Origin of the sequence: Acinetobacter nosocomialis, from assembly GCF_041021905.1 — a bacterium.
GTDB classification, from domain to species: Bacteria; Pseudomonadota; Gammaproteobacteria; order Pseudomonadales; family Moraxellaceae; genus Acinetobacter; species Acinetobacter nosocomialis.
In genome coordinates this window covers 1,743,008-1,763,092 of the sequence record NZ_CP157432.1, presented here as the reverse complement: position 1 = coordinate 1,763,092, position 20,085 = coordinate 1,743,008, and the positions used below count along the sequence as shown (strand labels likewise).

Sequence of the window (20,085 nt, the reverse complement as noted above, 5' to 3'; positions counted from 1 at the left end):
TTATTAAATAAAATGCTTTGATGTGATATATACCCGAAAGGCGCTTATTCCACCTAAACAATACACTAGAGCACAACTATATTCGTTATAATAGTGAACAGCTTTTAATAAAAGTGATCAAAACTTTATTGGATCAGCGTGAAAATGCAACAAACAAATAAACGCTACCCTTTAGGGGCTCATCTTATTGTAAAACATCTCGGCTATAGCCATCATGGTATTTACGCTGGGAGAGGTCGAGTTATTCATTATTCAGGCCTAGCACATTTCATCAAAAAACGACCCATTGAAATTACTTCATTAGATGCCTTTTCTCATGGCAAAAAAATTCATGTGCGTTCTTATGATGCGCCACGCTACAAAGGAAAAGTGGTTGTTCGACGTATGCGCTCACGCATGCACGAAAACCACTATCATTTAATTATTAATAATTGTGAACATTTATGCAGTTGGGCAATCACTGGTATTGAAACTAGTACTCAAGTTGAGCGTATGATGCATCGCTTAACCACCATTGGTTACGTAAGTTCGATCATGAGTTATATGAATGGCATGATGCTGACCGTAGCAACGACCTGCTTTGCTCTTGTTCTTTATATTAAAAAGAAATTACGTGATCAGGCAAAAATGAAAGTTCCAACTTATCAATTTTTAAGAGAAAAAGCCGAAAAAAGAAATGTAGATCCTTCTCAACCCTTAGTTTTTATAGAACCCGATAAAAAAGAACCAATCTAATAATTAAAAAAGTCCTCATGATTGAGGACTTTTTTAGAAAACTTACAACTTATTTTTTAGCTGCACTAGCTGCCGTTGCTTCAGTCGTAATGTTTACAGTGATCTTATCACCTACATTAGGCACATAGTTGCCTAGACCGAAATCAGAACGATTGAATGAAGTTGTCGCATTGAAACCAATCGCTGGAACTTTTGCCATTGGATGTTCACCCTGTTTGTTTAAAACAGCATCAAGTACAACTGGCTTAGTGACACCTTTAACAGTTAGGTCACCAGTAATTTTGAAGTGTTTTTTATCTTTAGTTTCTACTTTCGTACTTTTGAAAGTGATATTTGGATATTTTGCTGCATTAAACCAAGCTTCTTGTTGGAATTCTTTATCTAAAGCAGGCACGTTTGTATTTACACTGCTTAAAGGAATTGTCACATTTACAGAAGAATTTGCTGGTTTAGCATTATCAACTTTAATTACACCTTGGATGTCCGAGAAGTTAGCGCTTGGAGTTGAAAAACCAAAGTGATTCCATGAGAAAACAGTCGCTGTATGTGTTGGGTCAATTTTATAATCCACTGGTGCAGCTAATGTAACTGTACTTGCCAATGCTACTGCTAAACCGAAGCTTAATGTTTTAAGATGCATTTTTCGTATCCTTTATTGATATAGTCGTTAGTGTATACATCAAGTAATTTAATTCACTATTCTTTATAAAACGATATGTTTCATCCATGCAACAATAAAAGCGTTACAGTTGTTATTCAAAACCCATATTATAAAGTATAGATATTTTTCTATCCGAAACCTTCAGATTTATTGGTTTTTACTTCGATTTTATTGATAAATAACAAGGTAAAACATGGCTAACACTGTTCAAGCACAAAGCACTTCTACTCCGTACCGAGTGACACTGACCGATCCGTCAGGTCATCAATGGTTTGCAGACGAACCAACTGATAAAGGTGGACGAGATACAGCTCCAAATCCAGTTCAGCTTTTACTATCAGCTTTAGGCGCGTGCACTACAATTACACTAGAAATGTATGCAAATCACAAAGGGATTAAGCTTGAGCATGTACAAGTCGATTTAGCTTTAAATCCAAATAGTGATCCGGAAGCCGGTCAAAATAATATTGAACGTAAAATTACGCTAAAGGGTGAATTTACTGAAGATCAACATAAACGTCTTTTAAAAGTTGCTGAAAGCTGCCCAATTCATAAGTTATTGACTTCGAATATTTCGATTCAAACTGAACTTAATATTTAAAATTTATAAAAAAAGCGCCCCAATCGGGACGCTTTTTTCTTCTGCTTAGTTAATTCATTAAGCAGTCAATTCTTTTACTGCAGCTACTACAGCTTCAGTTGTAATACCAAAGAATTGGAACAAATCTTTCGCTGGTGCTGACTCACCATAAGTTGACATACCAATTACTTTGCCATCAAGACCAACAAACTTCCACCAGTAGTCAACATGAGCTGCTTCAACCGCAACACGTGCACGGATATGAGCTGGTAATACAGCTGCACGATATGCAGCGTCTTGTTTCATAAACTCTTCTGCACATGGCATAGAAACTACACGCACACCTTCAAGCTGAGCATAAGCTTCCATTGCTAAAGAAACTTCAGAACCAGTAGCAATAATAATTGCTTTCAACTCGCCTTTCTCTTGAGCAAGAACATAACCACCTTTTGCTGCATTCTGAATTTGTTCTTCAGTACGCGTTTGGAATGGCAAGTTTTGACGAGAGAAAATAAGTGCTGTAGGGCCATCTTTACGCTCTAAAGCAGATTTCCATGCAATTGCTGTTTCAACAGTATCAGCAGGACGCCAAGTATTTAAGTTTGGTGTACCACGTAAAGAAGCAATTTGTTCAATTGGTTGGTGTGTTGGACCATCTTCACCTAAACCAATTGAGTCATGTGTATAAACATGAATTACACGTTGTTTCATCAATGCAGACATACGCACTGCGTTACGTGCATATTCCATAAACATTAAGAATGTTGCCACGTAAGGAATGAAACCGCCATGTAATGCAACACCATTTGCAATTGCAGTCATACCAAACTCACGTACACCATAGTACACGTAGTTACCAGCTGGGTTTTCTTGAACACCTTGGCAACCTTTCCAAAGTGTTAAGTTAGAACCAGCCAAGTCCGCAGAACCACCTAATAATTCAGGTAATAAAGGACCAAATGCTTGTAATGTATTTTGACTTGCTTTACGAGTTGCTACAGTTTCAGCTTTAGCATTTGTCTCACGAATAAACGCATCTGCTTGAGCTGAAAACTCTGCTGGTAAATCACCGTTAATACGACGAAGTAACTCAGCTGCTTCTGTAGGATATTTTGCTTGGTATTGAGCAAATACTTCATTCCAAGCTGCTTCAGCTTCATTACCTTTTGCTTTAGCATCCCATGCAGCATATACATCAGCAGGAATAACAAATGCTTCTTCAGTCCAACCTAAAGCTTCACGAGTTAAGGTAATTTCATCTTTACCTAACGGCGCACCGTGACAATCTTCTTTACCTTGTTTGTTTGGAGAACCTAAACCAATAATTGTTTTACAAATAATAATCGTTGGTTTTTGAGTTTCAGCTTTAGCTTCAACTGTTGCTTGACGAATAGCATCAGCATCATGGCCATCTACACGAAGAACTTGCCAGCCATAAGCTTTGAAACGCTCTTCAGTATCATCACTAAACCAGCCTTCTACTTCACCATCAATCGAAATGCCGTTGTCATCATAATAAGCAATCAATTTACCAAGCTGTAAAGTACCTGCCAATGAACATACTTCGTGAGAAATACCTTCCATCAAACAGCCGTCACCCAAGAAACAATAAGTGAAGTGATCAACTACTTTTAAATCATCTTTATTGAATTGAGCAGCTAAAGTTTTTTCAGCCAATGCAAAGCCAACAGCATTTGCAATACCTTGACCTAAAGGACCAGTCGTTGTTTCGATGCCTGGTGCATAACCATATTCAGGGTGACCAGGAGTTTTTGAATGCAATTGACGGAATTGTTTTAAATCTTCAATTGAAAGATCATAACCTGTTAAATGAAGCAAAGCATATTGCAACATTGAACCATGACCATTTGACAAAACAAAACGGTCACGGTTTGCCCATTGTGGATTAGTTGGGTTGTGATTTAAAAACTCGCGCCAGACGACATCAGCAATATCTGCCATCCCCATTGGAGCACCTGGATGCCCTGAGTTTGCCTGTTGCACAGCATCCATTGCCAATACACGAATTGCGTTTGCAATACGACGTTCGTTTAAAGGGGTCGTCATAGATCAGAATCCAATTTTAATAGATTGATGAAAAGAAGATGATGAATAACCATTCAATGCCGCTATATTGTCTTAAAAAAACGCCTAGGGGTAAACCCCAACACGGTATATTTCTTTATTTTTAACCTTTTCTTGGTTACTCAAAAAACATTTAGCTTCTTAAGCTGTGTAAAACAATACTATTTATGGGTAGTTCTATCCTCAACATTTGTCGAGATACCCCCCTTTGATCAGCATATAAAGTTATATTTATTCTGTTTAATTATAGTCTTTCGCTTCATAGTCGAAATTTTTTGGTTAATATTTAATAAAATCAAATGTTTAAAATTTAGACATTTTTTTAAATTTTTTATATAAAAATAATTAATTTTCATCTAGCTATATCAATTTCCCTGATACTCTTATCAATTAAAACATAGTAGAAATGAAAGAAATTCATGCTTTTTAGTCAGTATGAACTGGTCCTCAAGCTCAAGTCGATGTAACATATTATGTCTTTTTGAAATAACCAAGATAGGACTTTCATGCGCGAGTACGCTGTTTTTACCTCGGAATCTGTAAGCGAAGGTCATCCCGATAAAATGGCCGACCAAATTAGCGACGCTATTTTGGATGCAATCTTAAAAGAAGACCCATACGCACGTGTTGCTTGTGAAACACTGGTAAAAACAGGCGCTGTTGTACTTGCAGGTGAAATCACAACAACTGCGAATATTGATGTAGAAGCTGTAGTTCGCCAAACTGTTAACGGTATCGGCTATCACCATTCAGATCTAGGCTTTGATGGATCAACTTGTGCCGTAATCAACATGATTGGTAAACAATCACCTGAGATTGCACAAGGTGTAGATCGCCAAAAACCTGAAGATCAAGGTGCTGGTGACCAAGGTTTAATGTTTGGTTATGCAAGTCGCGAAACTGACGTGCTTATGCCAGCTCCTATTTCTTATGCTCACCGTTTAATGGAGCGTCAAGCTGAGCTCCGTCGTTCAGGTGCATTACCATGGTTACGTCCAGATGCAAAAAGTCAGGTTACTTTTGCGTATGAAAATGGCAAGCCTGTACGTTTAGACGCAGTAGTACTTTCTACTCAACATGATCCTGAAATTACTCAAACTCAGCTTAAAGAAGCTGTAATTGAAGAAATTATCAAACCGATCATCCCTGCTGAAATGTTCCATGCAGCCACTAAATTCCATATTAACCCGACTGGTATGTTTGTTATCGGTGGCCCTGTAGGTGACTGTGGTTTAACAGGTCGTAAAATCATTGTTGATACTTATGGTGGTATGGCTCGTCACGGCGGTGGTGCATTCTCTGGTAAAGATCCATCTAAAGTAGACCGTTCAGCTGCTTACGCTGGTCGTTATGTTGCTAAAAATATTGTTGCGGCTGGTCTTGCTGACAAATGTGAAATTCAGGTGAGTTATGCAATTGGTGTTGCAGAACCAACTTCTATTTCAATCAATACTTTTGGTACTGCAAAAGTTTCTGATGAGTTAATTATCCAATTAGTACGTGAGCATTTTGATTTACGTCCATTTGGTATTACTCGTATGCTTAACTTAATTCAACCAATGTATAAACAGACAGCTGCTTACGGTCATTTTGGTCGTGAAGGTTCAGATTCTGCATTCACATGGGAAAAAACTGACAAAGTTGAAGTACTTAAAGATGCTGCGGGCCTTTAGGCCCTATATATTAAAAGCCCGCTTAATGCGGGCTTTTTTATTATTTTTTATATTTTGTTAAAATTAAGCAATAAACTTTCCAACACACATTATTTAAAAGTATGTAGCAAATTAAGCACTACTACTGTTTCGTAGTTTTATCACCTTCATTTAGTACATCTAATAAAGTCGATTGGGTAGGTGTATCCTGATGATTTTGTATATAAATATGGACAACTTTGAATACAACAACTACTGCCAAACAAGCCATCACACAAAACATCCATAACCCATAAGGACTACGAATATGATGTGAACCACAATATGGACATGATTTGTCAGTTGATGCCACAACTTTGTCACAACACGCACAATGATATTGATATAGCATAGGTAACCCTCCTTCCCTCACTTCAACCGTTGTTGTTTTAATAGGTTTGCTACAATTTTTAATTTATACATCCTTTATATTTATCCTATGTGAAATGAAAAGAGAATTCAATCTGAATGAACAATGCGTTCATTTTTAAAAACTTTAGTTTATACAATGAGATAAATTAAATATTATTTTTTCTATACTATTTTTCTTATTTTGATATTTTGCTGAATTTGTTAAAATACATGAATAGTTCATTTTCTAGGCCAATCCATGTCACACACCCAACTCATTAATAAAGGTGGCTTTCGTGAAAGAGCCAATAGAAGCCGGAAATATCAACAATCTGAAAACAAGCAGACAGCTCTACCTTCAAACAAGTATCAACCTCAGACGAAGTCAGAAGAAAATTCAACTGTAATAGCTCAAGCTGGAACAGATAATGCTGATTGTTCAAATTAATAATCGATAGAATATTAAAAAAGGCCTAATCATTTAAGATTTAGGCCTTTTATTTTTATATAAGGAATTAATCAATCCTTATTTTTATGTTCAATTTTCTTATGGTCTGGGGTAACTTCTCTCGCTTCGCCATCGATAATGCTGGAGTCACCACGGTATTGATTGCCACCTTGTGAGTTCTGCATATCCTGCATTTGACGCATTAAATCAGCAAATGGGTTTTGACCAGCACCTGCTCCGCCCATGCCACCCATCATTTTTTCCATCATTGCTTGCTGACGCTTTGCAAGTGTTCTCATTGCGATATTACGAAACGCAGTTTGCACGCCTGGAATTAGAATTAAAAGCGCTAACACATCAGATACCACACCAGGCACCATCAATAAAAAACCTGCAAAAGCATATGCTAGTTTTTTAGTTACTGTCGGATCACTGCCTAATTGCCCGGTCATCTGCATTTGTTGTAATTGCGGCATAATACCAGCCGTACTTTTGCGAATAAGCGTAAGACCAATAAAGAAAGCAATAATGAACCAGAAAAACACATACCATCCACTGATGAACTGTGCTACGCCAATCCATACGGCAATTTCAACAATCGCGCCCAGAACCACAATAAGAAGTAAATTCATGTAAAACTTTATCTATCTCAAAAAGAAAATTCATTGCAGTTTTAGCTATCTAATCCATGAACCATTTTCAGTTGAAAATACGGATTAAAGAGCTTGTAGTGAAGCTTAGGCAATGTTTTCTTTTAACCTAAAAACATGGCTAAACCCAAATGCTGCAATACTATTAATAAGACTGATTTAAATTAATAAAATAGCCATACTTTATTATTAATGAGTGCTATAACAACTTTATCAAGTGTTTTTTCTACAAGATTGTAATTTTTTCATAAATTGAGCTCTTTTATTATATGAAATAAGTGGTTTTACATGAAAAGAGATTAGAACTATTAGGTATTTTATAAATCCATGCTATGACTCAGTTCAAATTTTCTTACTTTGAACTGAGCCGTTGTCTACCCAAAAATTCAATAATTTATCCATCCACTGGTTCAAATGGTGTATTTAAAATTAGCTGATAAAATGCAGCATCTAACCATTGTCCAAATTTAAAGCCTACCTGTTTAAAAGTACCTGCATGTGTGAACCCGAGTTTTTCGTGGAGTCCAATACTGGCTTGATTTGTCGCATCAATACAACCAATCAATACATGAATCTGAGCCTCTTGAGCCCGCTGAATTAACGCTTGCATTAAAACTTTACTTAAACCACAGCCCCGATGTTCATGATGAATATAGATACTATGCTCAACCGTATACTTATAAGCCGGAAAAGCTCTGAAAGCTCCCCAACTAGCAAATCCTAATAACTTACCTGACTCATCTACAGCCCCGATTACAGGAAAACTATTTCCGGTTTTTACCGAAAACCAAGTTTTCATTGAATCAAGCGAACGCGGTACATAGTCATACAATGCTGTAGAATTAACAATTGCCTCATTTAAAATCTCTAATATAGCTGCCGCATGTTCTGCTTCATTACAATCAATTAAACGAAAATTAGAATCGAGGGAATAGTTCATGAAGATTCCTTAAGAGCAGACACGAGTTGATTAGAGACGACTAAAATATAGCGAGCGACTTGTGATGAATTATTGCTATATATGACAGGTTGATCTAATTGCATAGCTAAGCAATCCCCTTCGCCCAATGCATAAGAGTTTTTGCCCAGTTGAATATCAATTTGCCCTTCAACTACCCAAATTTGCTGTTGTACTACTTTAGAGCTTTCACTAATTTCATACGTAATTCGAGCATGAGGAGGGAATTCAATTTCAACAATTTGAAATGGTAGTTTTAAATTTGGTGGTGAGACAGTACGGCGAACATATCCAGTTTCCGGATCTTGCCACTCAGCTTGTTCATTTCGGCAAATAAATGGTTGAGGAGATGGACTAGTTGTTTCGTTCGTAAAAATTTTAGTTAAAGGTACTTCTAGACCATTGGCTAGTTTTTCAAGAACAACTGCCGTTGGACTCGTTTCCCCTCTTTCAATTAAAGAAATAGCTGAACGGCTAACTTGGCATCGGGCAGCTAGCACATCCAAAGTATATCCACGTGCTAAACGCAGCTCTCGTATTCGATGTGCAATCCTGATGTTGATATCATCCATCGACCAGACTCAATTCCATATTTATAGATAAGTATTCCATTAAACTAGAATTGTATCAAGTGATCTTAGACCAATTACGATTAAGGTCCAAAAAGTACCTAACAAAATATACATCAGTAGGGTTAGAAATCGAAAAATAACCATTTATATCAGCATTGGTTAAATTACTTATGCAGAACCTTTTTGGCTATGCAACAATACTCTCTAAACTATTTATGTAAGTCTACACATGGCATTGATTATTGGAATTGACCCAGGTTCACGCTTAACAGGTTACGGAATCATTGAAAAAGATGGTAGTAAACTACGTTTTGTCGATGCTGGTACAATCCGAACAGAAACTCAAGAAATGCCAGAGCGCTTAAAGCGTATTTTCGCTGGCGTTGAGCGAATTGTGAAATTTCATGGCCCAACTGAAGCTGCGGTTGAACAAGTTTTTATGGCACAAAATCCGGACTCTGCTTTAAAACTAGGGCAAGCCCGAGGAGCTGCAATAGCCGCCTTAGTTAATTTAGATTTACAAGTTGCAGAATATACAGCCCGTCAAATAAAACAATCCGTAGTGGGTTATGGTGCTGCCGATAAAGAGCAAATACAAATGATGGTCATGCGTTTACTCAACCTAACTATTAAACCTCAAGCCGATGCAGCTGATGCTCTTGCTGCTGCGATTTGCCATGCCCATGCTTCAGGAAGTATGAGTAAACTTTCTGTCTTGAATGCTTTAGGTGGTATGGCACGTGGACGCAGCCGTTCGAGTAGCCGTAGACGTTAAAGCTTTATTGATTATTTACTACTCGAGTAATTGCCTGATTCATTTCATAAGCTTGTAAACCACGTATTCCGTTTTTTGCCAGTTGGTCCCCTGCCTGAGCATGAAGAGTTACAATCTCATGTAATGCAATACCTTTGTGGAACTGGGCTTTTAAGCTTGTGATCATACCCGCTAATATGTCTCCCGTGCCGCCCGTTCCCATACCAGCATTACCTTGGGTACAAATATATAACTTATTCTCTAAAATTAAGCTGCCAGCACCTTTCAGCACCCATTGAGCCGCATATTTTTGTTGCAACGCATAAATAGCAGTAATTCGGTCATTTTCAATTTTCGCTGTAGAACAATCCAATAAAGTAGCGGCTTCTCCGGGATGTGGAGTTGCATAAATATGTGCACCCAATTTTTTAGGTTGTTTGGCAAGAAACCATAGTGCATCTGCATCTAATACAACCTCCAAATGTGAGTCATGATTTAAATAATCGAACCACTGTTGATAGATTTGCTGTGCCCATTCATCACGCCCTAAGCCCATGCCAAAACATACTGCATCAACCTGAGATAAAATCTCTTTAATACTGTTTTCATCGAAATTATTAATGTCACGAAGCATAATATTTGGAGCTCTCGACAAAATAGCCTGATGATGGTTTCGGTGACAAACTACCGTAACTTTGCCTGCTCCTGCATGAAAGGCAGCTTCAGCAGCCATAATGACAGCCCCGCCCATTTGCTCATGACCACCTATCACCAAAACATGTCCATAACTTCCCTTATGACCAAAAGCCAAACGTTTAGGAAGTCTGATATGTGTTGGCGTCAAGTAAGCAAGAGGTTTCAGGTCTTGGTCTACTGGAATTAAATTAATTAAATGAATTTTCCCCGCATACTCTTTACCTTGGCCTGTAAATAATCCAGCTTTAAGCCCTAAAACAGTAAATGTATGATCAACCCTTACAGCACAAGGTAAGACTCGTCCTGTATTTGCATGTAAGCCACTTGGTATATCAATTGAAATTTTTAACCCAGCTTGCTCGTTAAACTGTTGAATAGAATGTTGCCAATAATCATTTAACTCTCGATTTAAACCAATCCCAAATAACGCATCAATATGACAATCAAATGTTCTGTGTACCTCAAAACCTTGATGTATTTGGACATGATTTGCCTTAGCAAAATGGGCAGCATGGTGTAAATCGGCTGACTCGCCCAATTCGGCCGCAAATATTTCAACATATAACCCTGCTTCCTTGAGATAACTTGCTATAAAGTAGCCATCACCAGCGTTATTACCTTGTCCACACCAAACAGCAATATTCTTAATATCTTGGTTTTGAAAAAGTACAATGAGTTGTTGAGTGATTGACCAAGCTGCTTGTTGCATTAAGCCTAATGATGAGTTTTGCGCAGCAAACCAACGTTGCTCCCATGCCTGGATATCTTGGCTATGGTAAACTACTGCCTGCATATTCTTATCCTCTTGCATTTTTCGGTTTTATGACATCTTCCAACACATCACGCATTGCAGTGCAACAAATTGATCCACATGAATTAAAAGCATGGATCAAAGCTCAAGCATTAGACTTGGGTTTTGCTGATTGTGTCATTGCAAAACCAGATGCTCAAGAGCAAATGCCACGTTTTTTAGAGTACCTTGAACGTGGTTATCATGCAGATATGACATACCTAGAAGAAAATTTGGAAAAGCGGGCTGATCCGACTCTATTAGTTCCTGGTACAAAAAGTATTATTTGCGTGCGTATGAATTATTTGGTGGAATCACCAAAGCCAAGATATGTACCTTTTGAACCCAACTCTGCGATTATCGCCCGTTATGCTCGTGGTCGTGATTACCATAAGGTGATGCGAGGCAGATTAAAAACATTAGCTACACGTATCCGTGAAAAAGTGGGAGATTTTGAATCTCGCCCTTTTGCAGACTCCGCGCCGATATTTGAAAAATCATTAGCTGAAAGTGCTGGAATGGGCTGGACAGGTAAACATACTTTGCTCATTCATAAAAAGTCAGGTTCTTTCTTTGTCTTAGGTGAACTATTTACATCACTCGACTTACCTTTTGATAAACCTGCAACATCTCACTGTGGTTCTTGTAGTGCTTGTATTGATATTTGCCCAACTCAAGCGATTGTCGAACCTTATATGTTAGATGCTAGACGCTGTATTGCTTATTTAACAATCGAATATAAGGGAATTATTGATGAAGAATTACGTGCAGGTATTGGTAACCGAATATTTGGTTGTGATGACTGTCAATTAATTTGCCCGTGGAATAGCTTTGCTAAGACAGCTTCTATTACTGACTTTAACCCTAGACATGGTTTAGATAATATTAGTCTGCTTGATATCTGGCAGTGGGATGAAGCTACTTTTTTAGCCAATACAGAAGGTAGCCCAATACGACGCACAGGTTATCAGTCATTTAAGCGCAATATTGCTATCGGTTTAGGCAATGCACCGTACTCAAAAGAAATTGTAGATCAGCTACACAAAGGCAAAAATTTACATGACGAAATCGTCAATGTGCATATTGATTGGGCAATTGAACAGCAACTTAATCAACTTCAGCTCTCAAATTAAAAAAATGATGTTTTTTGCCCTATAGCTTTAATACGAATTCTGTATGATTATGTACAGTAAATTAATGCCATCATCATGGATATGACAATGACTCTACGTAATGATTGGACTCGTGAAGAAATCCAAGCTCTATATGAACAACCTTTTTTGGATTTAGTTTTTAAGGCTCAGCAAGTACACCGTGAGCACTTCACTGCCAATACAATTCAGGTCAGCACCCTTTTATCGATTAAAACGGGTAAATGTCCTGAAGATTGCAAATATTGCTCTCAATCTGCACATTACGATTCAAAATTAGAAGCAGAAAAACGTATTGCTGTTGAAAAAGTAATTAGCGAAGCAAAAGCTGCAAAAGATTCAGGTTCATCTCGTTTTTGTATGGGTGCTGCTTGGCGTAACCCACATGAACGCGATATGCCATATGTTTTAGAAATGGTACGTGAAGTTAAAGCATTAGGTATGGAAACCTGTATGACATTAGGTATGCTTAACCAATCACAAGCAGAACGCCTAAAAGATGCTGGTTTAGATTATTACAACCATAACCTAGATACTTCTCGTGAGTACTATTCTCACATTATTAGCACACGTACTTTTGATGACCGTTTGAATACTCTGGATTATGTACGCCAAGCAGGTATGAAAGTATGTAGTGGTGGTATTGTTGGTTTGGGTGAAAGCCGTGAAGATCGAATCGGTTTATTACACGAGTTAGCAACCTTACCTATTCACCCAGAATCTGTGCCAATTAACATGCTTGTACCAATTGAAGGTACACCTCTAGCTGATGTTGAAAAACTAGATGTTATTGAATGGATCCGCACCATTGCGGTAGCACGTATTGTTATGCCGCATAGTTATATTCGTTTATCTGCTGGTCGTGAATCTTTAAGTGATTCAGATCAAGCTTTAGCATTTATGGCAGGTGCGAACTCACTGTTTTCGGGTGATAAATTGCTTACCACTCCAAATGCAGGTGAAGGTAAAGACCAAGCATTATTTAACAAACTTGGTTTAACTGCTGAAAAGCCAAAGCCAACTGTTTCTGATTTATCAGTAGATGCAATGAGTGCTTAACAGCATCAAGAATAAAAAAGCCCTGATCATTCAGGGCTTTTTTATTCATACAGAAGTTACTAATATTCCATAAGTAGCATTCAGGAAAGTTCCAACTCGAATAATATCCCTACCTGCTGCATGTGTAACCGATAATTCTTGGCTCAATACATCAAACTGAAAAGATTCAAAAACATCTTGATGGTTTAAAAGCCATAGAATGGTATCTGAAATATTTTCATCTGCGATATAAGTCAAAGCTTTGTAGTCTTTGCTCATGAATAACTCAAATAAAAAAAACAAGCAAATTTTATCTGAGATATTCAAAGCTTAAAAGAAATTTCCTTAGGCCGCTTTAGGGTTCACTAATGAGTGACCTGACAATAAGCTATTTAACGCTTTAGGTGAAAACTCTAAAGAAAGTACATGGCTCTTTAAATTAATCGAGTGTCTACTAATCAATGGCAAAAGCCCTTCTTCAGTTTCTAAAACATACTCATCAACAATATTCAAAATACCTTCCAAATTCGTTGTGCTAGATGCTAAGTCATGACTAAAGACGTCATAAATTGTTTGTAAGTTAAACGTCGTGTTCTGTTCTGTAGGATGTTTAAGTAAATAGTCCTTTAAGAATAAGACTAATTTATGAGCAAAGAAAAAATAATTCGGTTTATAACTGTATTTCATGCTGTTCATGGAAACAAACTCCAGAAGATCTTTTATTGAATCACAACTAAAACACTAGGAATTAAACCTTAAAAAATTCTTAAAAAAATAATTATGTTTATATAAGATACACAAAATAAATTTATTAATAAAAACAAAAAGTTAATCAAACAATATATACACATTTTATAAAGAAAAACTTAACTCAATTAAATTCAATAACTTAAATTAAACTTATTATCAATTTATTTTAAATAAAATAAATTTAATATATTTTACCATGTGGTATAAATCTAAATTACAAATCAATTATTCATTAAAAAATAACCAAACAAAATACATAAAAATATAATGTAATTCTTGTTTTTTAATTTAAAGGTGCTATATTTCCACCGCGTTACTTGATCAGAATAAAAGCACTGAAAAGTAATTAATCTATATTTATAGGATATTTCGGGGAATTCATGAAAAAATTTATTTTTATAGCGGTAGCTTCACTTTTTAATATTACAACAGTACAAGCAGCTGATGGTACGATTACTATTAATGGTCTAGTAACTGATAATACTTGTACGATTGAAACAGGTGATAAAAACCTTACAGTGAATTTACCAACAGTATCATCTCAATCTTTAAAAAATGTAGGAGATGTTGCTGGTCGTACACCTTTTCAAATTAATCTAACAAATTGCGCTTCTGCTGGAAAAGTTGCGACTTATTTTGAACCAGGAGCAACGGTTGATTTTAATACTGGACGTTTATTAAACCAAGCCACTTCTGGTGCAGCTGCTAATGTCAATATTCAACTATTAGGAAGCAATAACGCAGTAATTCCTGTACTTGCTAAAGGGGTTTCCGGTGCACAAGATAACTCTCAATGGGTAAATGTTTCTGCTGGTGGTAATGCGGATCTTAATTATTATGCTGAATATTATGCGACTGGTGTATCTACTGCGGGTACTGTAACTTCGCAAGTAAAATACACGATTATTTATCAATAATTTAAAGCCAGCTTCTATTATTAAATAGAAGCTCTATTTCATCTATTATTTATTATTGAGAATATGACTCATGCTTTTTCGTGGTCGTAAATTTTTTTGGGGAATGGCTTGCCTTCAAGCAGTACTTGCTAGTATAGGACATGCTGAAATAATACTGCATGGTACACGCGTAATATATCCATCGGATGCTCGAGAAGTTAGCTTACAACTAAGCAACAATGGTACAACACCCTCACTTGTTCAAGCTTGGATTGATGATGGAAATTCAAAATCGACTCCCGATGAGTCGAATGTACCCTTTATTATTACACCTCCTATTTCCAGAGTCGAACCCACTAAAGGCCAAACCTTACGAATTACTGCACTACCAAGTGCTTCTCAATTAAATCAAAATAAAGAAAGTATTTTCTGGCTTAACGTATTAGATATTCCACCAAAACCAGAAGGGAAAAAACAAGTAAATAATGAACCACTACCTAATAATTTTCTTCAATTAGCGATTCGATCACAAATTAAATTTTTTTATCGGCCAGCAAATTTAAAAGAAAATATTGATACATTTAGTGAAAAAATTCAGTGGGTGAAAAATGGGGAAATATTGCTTATTAAGAACCCTACTCCCTTCTACATTACAATGAGCTCAATTTTTCAAGAAGTAAATCATCAAAAAATAGATTTATTAAAACAAGGTTTAATGCTTTCTCCTTTTTCAGAAGACCAGATAAAACTTAAAAATAGCAATATAACGAATATGAGCTTTGTTTATATAAATGATTACGGCGGGCGAATTGAACAAACAATAAAGTTCTAAGCTTATTTACCTTTTTTGAAATTTAAACACCTATTTATGAATAGGCACAAAGACTATGTCAGAATGGTTCATACCCAGTACATGCTTTAAAAAGCGCACTAGTTATTATCTAGTATTAAGTATAGCGATTAATGTGCCATTAACTGTATATGCATCAGACAATATGAGTGGGCAAAATATACTAAAAGCTGACTTTGATACTAACTTTTTAGTAGGAAATGCACAGAAAATTGACATTGGTCGATTTAAATACGGCAACCCTATTTTACCTGGTGAATATAGTCTGGATGTATATATTAATGGCCAATGGCTAGGTAAACGAAAGTTTCTTTTTAAAACTACAAATTCGAATGAAAATGCAAAAACCTGTTTTACAGCAGATATGCTTTTAGAATATGGCGTTAAAACAGAAATTATTCATCGGGAAGCCAATAATTTACCTACCTGTAATGATCTAGAAAAATGGGTTAATGATGCTTTTTATCAATTTGATACCTCGCGTCTGAGACTTGATATTTCGATCCCTCAGGTTGCTTTGCAAAAAAATGCTCAAGGATACGTCGACCCACGTTTATGGGATCGGGGTATAAACGCTGCTTTTTTTGCATACAATGCTTCTGCATATCGTATTGTAAGTAATGACCATGAAACAAATCATGCTTTTATGGGTACAAACGTCGGGATAAATCTCTATGACTGGCAATTACGCCATAGTGGGCAGTGGAAATGGCAAGATCATAACGAAATTCCAAAAAAGACTTCTTTCTATACATCAAACAATACATATGCCCAAAAAGCATTTCCTAAGTTTAATAGTGTCGTTACTTTAGGTGATTACTTTACCAATAGTAATTTTTTTGATGCCTTACCTTATCGCGGAATTAACGTAGCAAGTGATGATCGCATGCTGCCTAACAGCATGCTTGGATATGCGCCACAAATTCGGGGTTATGCAAAGACTAATGCAAAAGTTGAAGTGCGCCAACAGGGAAATTTAATTTATCAAACTACTGTTACTCCTGGAAGTTTTGAAATTAATGATCTTTATCCGACAGGTTTTGGTGGTGAACTACAAGTTTCTATATACGAGACGAATGGAGAGATTCAAAAGTTCTCTATTCCCTATGCTTCTGTAGTAGAGATGCTTCGCCCAAAGATGAGTCGTTATTCTTTTACTCTAGGACAATTTAGAGATGCTAATATCAATTTAAATCCATGGCTAGTACAAGGTAAATATCAACGAGGCATTAATAACTATTTAACAAGTTATACTGGGTTTCAGGCAACCGAACACTACCAGTCTTTTCTGATAGGTAGCGCATTTGCAACTCCAATTGGTGCAATTGCAGTTGATGCAACTCAATCGAAAGCTAATTTTGATCAAAAACCAACACTAAAAGGGCAAAGTTACCGTTTAAGTTATAATCGACTATTTACGCCAACGAATACAAATTTAACTTTAGCAACCTACAGATACTCGACCGAAAATTATTTGAAATTAAGAGATTCAATTTTAATTCAAGATTTACAACAACGAAATATTGATAGTTTTTCTGTAGGAAAACAAAAAAGTGAATTTCAGATCACATTAAATCAAAGTCTTCCAAATCAATGGGGCAATTTTTATTTAGTGGGTTCATGGATTAATTACTGGAATCAGCCTAATCGCAATCAACAATTTCAATTTGGTTATAGTAATCAATTTAAAGATTTGACTTACAGCATTTCTGCAATTACTCATGAGCTTGATCTCGAAGATCAACAGACTAGTCACGAAACGCAGTATTTATTGTCTTTGTCTTTTCCACTCAAATTTAAGAAAAACACAATTAATTTTAATAGCTCTATTTCTGAAGATAGCAAAACTGTAGGGATGAGTGGTTATATCGGAAACCGCTTTGATTATGGCACGTCCGTTTCATACCTAGATCAAGGACAAAGCAGTGTAAATATTAATGGTACCTACCGTAGTAATTACACAACTATAGGTGCGTCATTTAGCCAATCCGATGCATATCAGCAGGAAATGATCAATTTAAATGGAAGTGTGGTTGCTCATTCTCAAGGGCTTTTATTTGGACCAGATCAAGTGCAAACCATGGTATTGGTCTATGCCCCCGAAGCCACAGGTGCCCGAGTCGGCAATACATCTGGACTAAACATTAATAAACATGGTTATGCTGTAATCCCTTATGTTACGCCCTATCGCTTAAATGACATTAGCCTTGACCCTCAAGGGATGCCATCAAATGTTGAACTTTCAGAAACAAGTCACCGTATTGCACCTTATGCAGGATCAATAACCAGAGTCAATTTCTCCACAAAAACGGGCTATGCACTTTTTATTAGTACTCAAACTCCTAATGGTGGTCACCTACCATTTGCTGCACAAGTGTTTAACCAGAATAACGAAGTAGTTGGAATGGTAGCCCAAGGTAGTCGTATTTATTTACGTACGCCCCTGTCTCATGATCATCTTTATGTGAAGTGGGGAGAAAGTAATACCGAAGAATGTCAACTTGAATATGACATTCAATCAAAAATCTCACAGGAAAAACAATCAATTATTATGACAGAGGCAATCTGCAAATGAAAAAAATACTTATTCAAAGTGGTTTATTAATCACTAATTTCTTTATTTACAACCAAGCAAATGCAAACTGTACTTTAAGTAAAGGTTTTACTACAGTTGATATTCCAATAACGATTGGCACCATTGTGGTTCGTCCAAATGATCCTGTAGGCACAGTTTTACAAAAGAATACTTTTACCATTTCACCCAATAATTCTACTGCAACGTGTAACCGCCCTGGTGACCAAATTATAGCGGCTCTACCTCTAAATTATCCAATTAGTCCAATAGGCAATAATGTTTACGCCACAAATATACCGGGTATAGGTATTCGAATTTACCGTGAGGCAACTGACTCTTCAAACTCTTCTGTTTATTACCCTTATAAGCTTACATTGACACCTCATACAGCATATACACTTTCGCCAGGCTATATTGTTTTGGAAGTGATTAAAACTGCTACCACTACTGGTTCTGGTGCATTAGTGGCTGGCCGTTATAGTACTTACTATGTAACAGGTCAACAAAATCGCCCCTTCTTAACAACTACAGTATTAGGTAGTTCACCTATTCTCATTGCATCATCATCTTGTGAAATTCAAAATGGTGTAGATACGGTTGTTGAACTTCCGACTGTGACAAAATCAGGCTTTCGAGCTATCGGAACAACTCAAGGTGAGAAAAACTTTAACCTATCCATTCTTTGTAATGGTGGCGAGAATAACTCCGGTATACCTACAAGTAACACATTGAGTTTAAGCTTTGACTACAGTTCCGATGCTGCAAACAGTCAGGTTATTAGTAATAGTGCTGCTGAATCAACTAAAGCGAACGGTGTTGGTGTAGAACTTCTATGGAATATGAATGGTGCAAATAGTACGATTCAAAAAGGAAATAAACTAGGTATTGGTACTATAGGCTCCAACCAAACAGTTCAATATGATGTGCCATTAACTGCACGTTACTACCAAACTGCTGCCAATGTAACGGCGGGAGAAGTCAAAGCTAATGCCACCGTCACGATTCAATATGATTAGAGGCAATTTCATTCTTTCTGACTACTGAATCTTAAGAAGAGGTAGTTAGATACGTTGAAGAATAAAGTTATTTTGACTAATTTTTAACTAATACTAAAAGAATCATTTTTTGATATAAATTATTTTTTAAATTTTACTAACAAATAAATTAAAAAAATGCTCATAAGCGAATAAAGCCAATGAGCATTAGTGATAACCACTTAACCTGAAATACAAATTGTGGGAAATAGATCACAATTTGCATGACTATAATTTCAAAATTTAGCTTAAATATCAAGTCTTTTTTTTAACAAAAGTTTGATAAAACTATTTAACCAGTTAATTTTAAACAAAAATTAATTAAAAATAAAATTTAGAATCCCTATTCTACAGACTTTCTAAAGAATTATCATTCGATTAATTAAGAAAATATGAATTTTATAGAGATTAATGTGCAGTAAAATTAAAAAGTGGTTTAGGTAGAATGTTTGAGTTAAAGCCCTAACTTCAAATTATGTAATTCTCTGAACTATAAAGCTTTACATAACCTATAAGAAAAAAAACATAAACAAATCGGGAAATATTCTTCAATTACAGCCTAAATCCCAGTTTTTATTACAAAACAGCATGCTTATTTTTTGGAAAATCTTTTGTATTTTATTATTAAGTTTAGGGGCTTTCGGAGTTGGTTTAGGTATTAGTCATTTAGACTTTTTCTTATTTTTTATTGGGATACTTTTTCTATTGTGTTTTTTTCTAGCCCTAAAGCAAGCGCGTGAAGATGCAGGGATTTTCCCGGATGAATAAAAATTTCTTTAATTTAATAGGTACATAAGGAAAAACAGAGTTAAACAAAATT

At 36.2% G+C, this 20,085-nt stretch carries 21 protein-coding genes; 12 read left to right on the top strand and 9 right to left on the bottom strand.

Annotated elements, in window-relative coordinates; genetic code table 11:
- Window positions 1-144: 144 nt before the first annotated feature.
- Window positions 145-735 carry a lecithin retinol acyltransferase family protein gene (locus ABLC00_RS08150; protein WP_002050195.1) on the top strand — a complete coding sequence of 197 codons (591 nt, stop codon included), beginning with the start codon at window positions 145-147 and terminating at the stop codon, window positions 733-735.
- Between the two features lie 49 nt (window positions 736-784).
- On the opposite strand, the gene ABLC00_RS08145 is transcribed toward ABLC00_RS08150, so the two are convergent.
- Window positions 785-1,375 (bottom strand): YceI family protein, encoded by a 591-nt coding sequence (locus ABLC00_RS08145; RefSeq protein WP_004709169.1) that lies wholly within the window; start codon window positions 1,373-1,375, stop codon window positions 785-787.
- A gap of 214 nt (window positions 1,376-1,589) precedes the next feature.
- On the opposite strand from ABLC00_RS08145, the gene ABLC00_RS08140 reads away from it, so the two are divergent.
- The gene (locus tag ABLC00_RS08140) at window positions 1,590-1,997 is read left to right on the top strand and encodes an OsmC family protein (RefSeq protein WP_004887518.1); all 408 of its coding nucleotides are present in this window, start codon (window positions 1,590-1,592) and stop codon (window positions 1,995-1,997) included.
- 57 nt (window positions 1,998-2,054) lie between these two features.
- Here ABLC00_RS08140 and tkt read toward each other — a convergent pair whose 3' ends face one another.
- Window positions 2,055-4,043: a transketolase gene (gene tkt / locus ABLC00_RS08135; protein ID WP_004887520.1), complete on the bottom strand. Its 1,989-nt coding sequence runs from the start codon at window positions 4,041-4,043 to the stop codon at window positions 2,055-2,057.
- A gap of 524 nt (window positions 4,044-4,567) precedes the next feature.
- Between tkt and metK the strand changes: the two genes are divergently transcribed.
- The gene (metK, locus tag ABLC00_RS08130) at window positions 4,568-5,734 is read left to right on the top strand and encodes a methionine adenosyltransferase (RefSeq protein ID WP_002049844.1); all 1,167 of its coding nucleotides are present in this window, start codon (window positions 4,568-4,570) and stop codon (window positions 5,732-5,734) included.
- Window positions 5,735-5,855: 121 nt separating this feature from the next.
- Here metK and ABLC00_RS08125 read toward each other — a convergent pair whose 3' ends face one another.
- Window positions 5,856-6,104, bottom strand: coding sequence for a hypothetical protein (locus ABLC00_RS08125; RefSeq protein ID WP_004702072.1), 249 nt, complete (start codon window positions 6,102-6,104; stop codon window positions 5,856-5,858).
- A gap of 258 nt (window positions 6,105-6,362) precedes the next feature.
- Here ABLC00_RS08125 and ABLC00_RS08120 point away from each other — a divergent pair, with 258 nt between their 5' ends.
- Window positions 6,363-6,551: a hypothetical protein gene (locus ABLC00_RS08120; protein WP_002050045.1), complete on the top strand. Its 189-nt coding sequence runs from the start codon at window positions 6,363-6,365 to the stop codon at window positions 6,549-6,551.
- Window positions 6,552-6,622: 71 nt separating this feature from the next.
- On the opposite strand, the gene ABLC00_RS08115 is transcribed toward ABLC00_RS08120, so the two are convergent.
- From ABLC00_RS08115 to ABLC00_RS08105, 3 genes are all read right to left on the bottom strand, one after another.
- The gene (locus tag ABLC00_RS08115; protein ID WP_004887522.1) at window positions 6,623-7,183 is read right to left on the bottom strand and encodes an FxsA family protein; all 561 of its coding nucleotides are present in this window, start codon (window positions 7,181-7,183) and stop codon (window positions 6,623-6,625) included.
- Between the two features lie 412 nt (window positions 7,184-7,595).
- A complete protein-coding gene (locus tag ABLC00_RS08110) occupies window positions 7,596-8,141 on the bottom strand; it encodes a GNAT family N-acetyltransferase (RefSeq protein WP_004709178.1) in 546 nt (181 codons plus the stop codon).
- Complete coding sequence (locus tag ABLC00_RS08105) at window positions 8,138-8,731, bottom strand: helix-turn-helix domain-containing protein (protein WP_004887524.1); 594 nt, start codon at window positions 8,729-8,731, stop codon at window positions 8,138-8,140. The genes ABLC00_RS08110 and ABLC00_RS08105 overlap by 4 nt, the downstream gene beginning before the upstream one ends.
- A gap of 229 nt (window positions 8,732-8,960) precedes the next feature.
- Between ABLC00_RS08105 and ruvC the strand changes: the two genes are divergently transcribed.
- On the top strand, window positions 8,961-9,506 hold the full coding sequence (gene ruvC / locus ABLC00_RS08100) for a crossover junction endodeoxyribonuclease RuvC (protein ID WP_348941068.1): 546 nt from the start codon (window positions 8,961-8,963) through the stop codon (window positions 9,504-9,506).
- A gap of 4 nt (window positions 9,507-9,510) precedes the next feature.
- Here ruvC and ABLC00_RS08095 read toward each other — a convergent pair whose 3' ends face one another.
- Window positions 9,511-10,974, bottom strand: coding sequence for an NAD(P)H-hydrate dehydratase (locus ABLC00_RS08095; protein ID WP_348941070.1), 1,464 nt, complete (start codon window positions 10,972-10,974; stop codon window positions 9,511-9,513).
- A gap of 29 nt (window positions 10,975-11,003) precedes the next feature.
- Here ABLC00_RS08095 and queG point away from each other — a divergent pair, with 29 nt between their 5' ends.
- Both queG and bioB read left to right on the top strand, forming a co-directional pair.
- The gene (queG, locus tag ABLC00_RS08090; protein ID WP_004887528.1) at window positions 11,004-12,104 is read left to right on the top strand and encodes a tRNA epoxyqueuosine(34) reductase QueG; all 1,101 of its coding nucleotides are present in this window, start codon (window positions 11,004-11,006) and stop codon (window positions 12,102-12,104) included.
- Window positions 12,105-12,191: 87 nt separating this feature from the next.
- On the top strand, window positions 12,192-13,181 hold the full coding sequence (gene bioB, locus ABLC00_RS08085; RefSeq protein ID WP_002049782.1) for a biotin synthase BioB: 990 nt from the start codon (window positions 12,192-12,194) through the stop codon (window positions 13,179-13,181).
- 45 nt (window positions 13,182-13,226) lie between these two features.
- Here bioB and ABLC00_RS08080 read toward each other — a convergent pair whose 3' ends face one another.
- Both ABLC00_RS08080 and ABLC00_RS08075 read right to left on the bottom strand, forming a co-directional pair.
- On the bottom strand, window positions 13,227-13,439 hold the full coding sequence (locus ABLC00_RS08080; protein ID WP_002050123.1) for a hypothetical protein: 213 nt from the start codon (window positions 13,437-13,439) through the stop codon (window positions 13,227-13,229).
- Between the two features lie 66 nt (window positions 13,440-13,505).
- Window positions 13,506-13,856: a hypothetical protein gene (locus ABLC00_RS08075; protein ID WP_002049957.1), complete on the bottom strand. Its 351-nt coding sequence runs from the start codon at window positions 13,854-13,856 to the stop codon at window positions 13,506-13,508.
- 434 nt (window positions 13,857-14,290) lie between these two features.
- On the opposite strand from ABLC00_RS08075, the gene ABLC00_RS08070 reads away from it, so the two are divergent.
- The 5 genes from ABLC00_RS08070 to ABLC00_RS08050 all read left to right on the top strand — a co-directional run bounded on the left by ABLC00_RS08070 (window position 14,291) and on the right by ABLC00_RS08050 (window position 20,033).
- Window positions 14,291-14,827 carry a fimbrial protein gene (locus ABLC00_RS08070; RefSeq protein ID WP_006580773.1) on the top strand — a complete coding sequence of 179 codons (537 nt, stop codon included), beginning with the start codon at window positions 14,291-14,293 and terminating at the stop codon, window positions 14,825-14,827.
- A gap of 70 nt (window positions 14,828-14,897) precedes the next feature.
- Entirely contained in the window at window positions 14,898-15,638 is a 741-nt protein-coding gene (locus tag ABLC00_RS08065; protein ID WP_004887533.1) for a molecular chaperone, read from the top strand.
- 55 nt (window positions 15,639-15,693) lie between these two features.
- The gene (locus tag ABLC00_RS08060; RefSeq protein ID WP_020992220.1) at window positions 15,694-18,231 is read left to right on the top strand and encodes a fimbria/pilus outer membrane usher protein; all 2,538 of its coding nucleotides are present in this window, start codon (window positions 15,694-15,696) and stop codon (window positions 18,229-18,231) included.
- Complete coding sequence (locus ABLC00_RS08055) at window positions 18,228-19,247, top strand: fimbrial protein (protein WP_033846338.1); 1,020 nt, start codon at window positions 18,228-18,230, stop codon at window positions 19,245-19,247. Before ABLC00_RS08060 ends, ABLC00_RS08055 begins: the two co-directional genes overlap by 4 nt.
- 606 nt (window positions 19,248-19,853) lie before the next feature.
- Window positions 19,854-20,033 carry a hypothetical protein gene (locus ABLC00_RS08050; protein WP_002049890.1) on the top strand — a complete coding sequence of 60 codons (180 nt, stop codon included), beginning with the start codon at window positions 19,854-19,856 and terminating at the stop codon, window positions 20,031-20,033.
- Window positions 20,034-20,085: the final 52 nt, after the last annotated feature.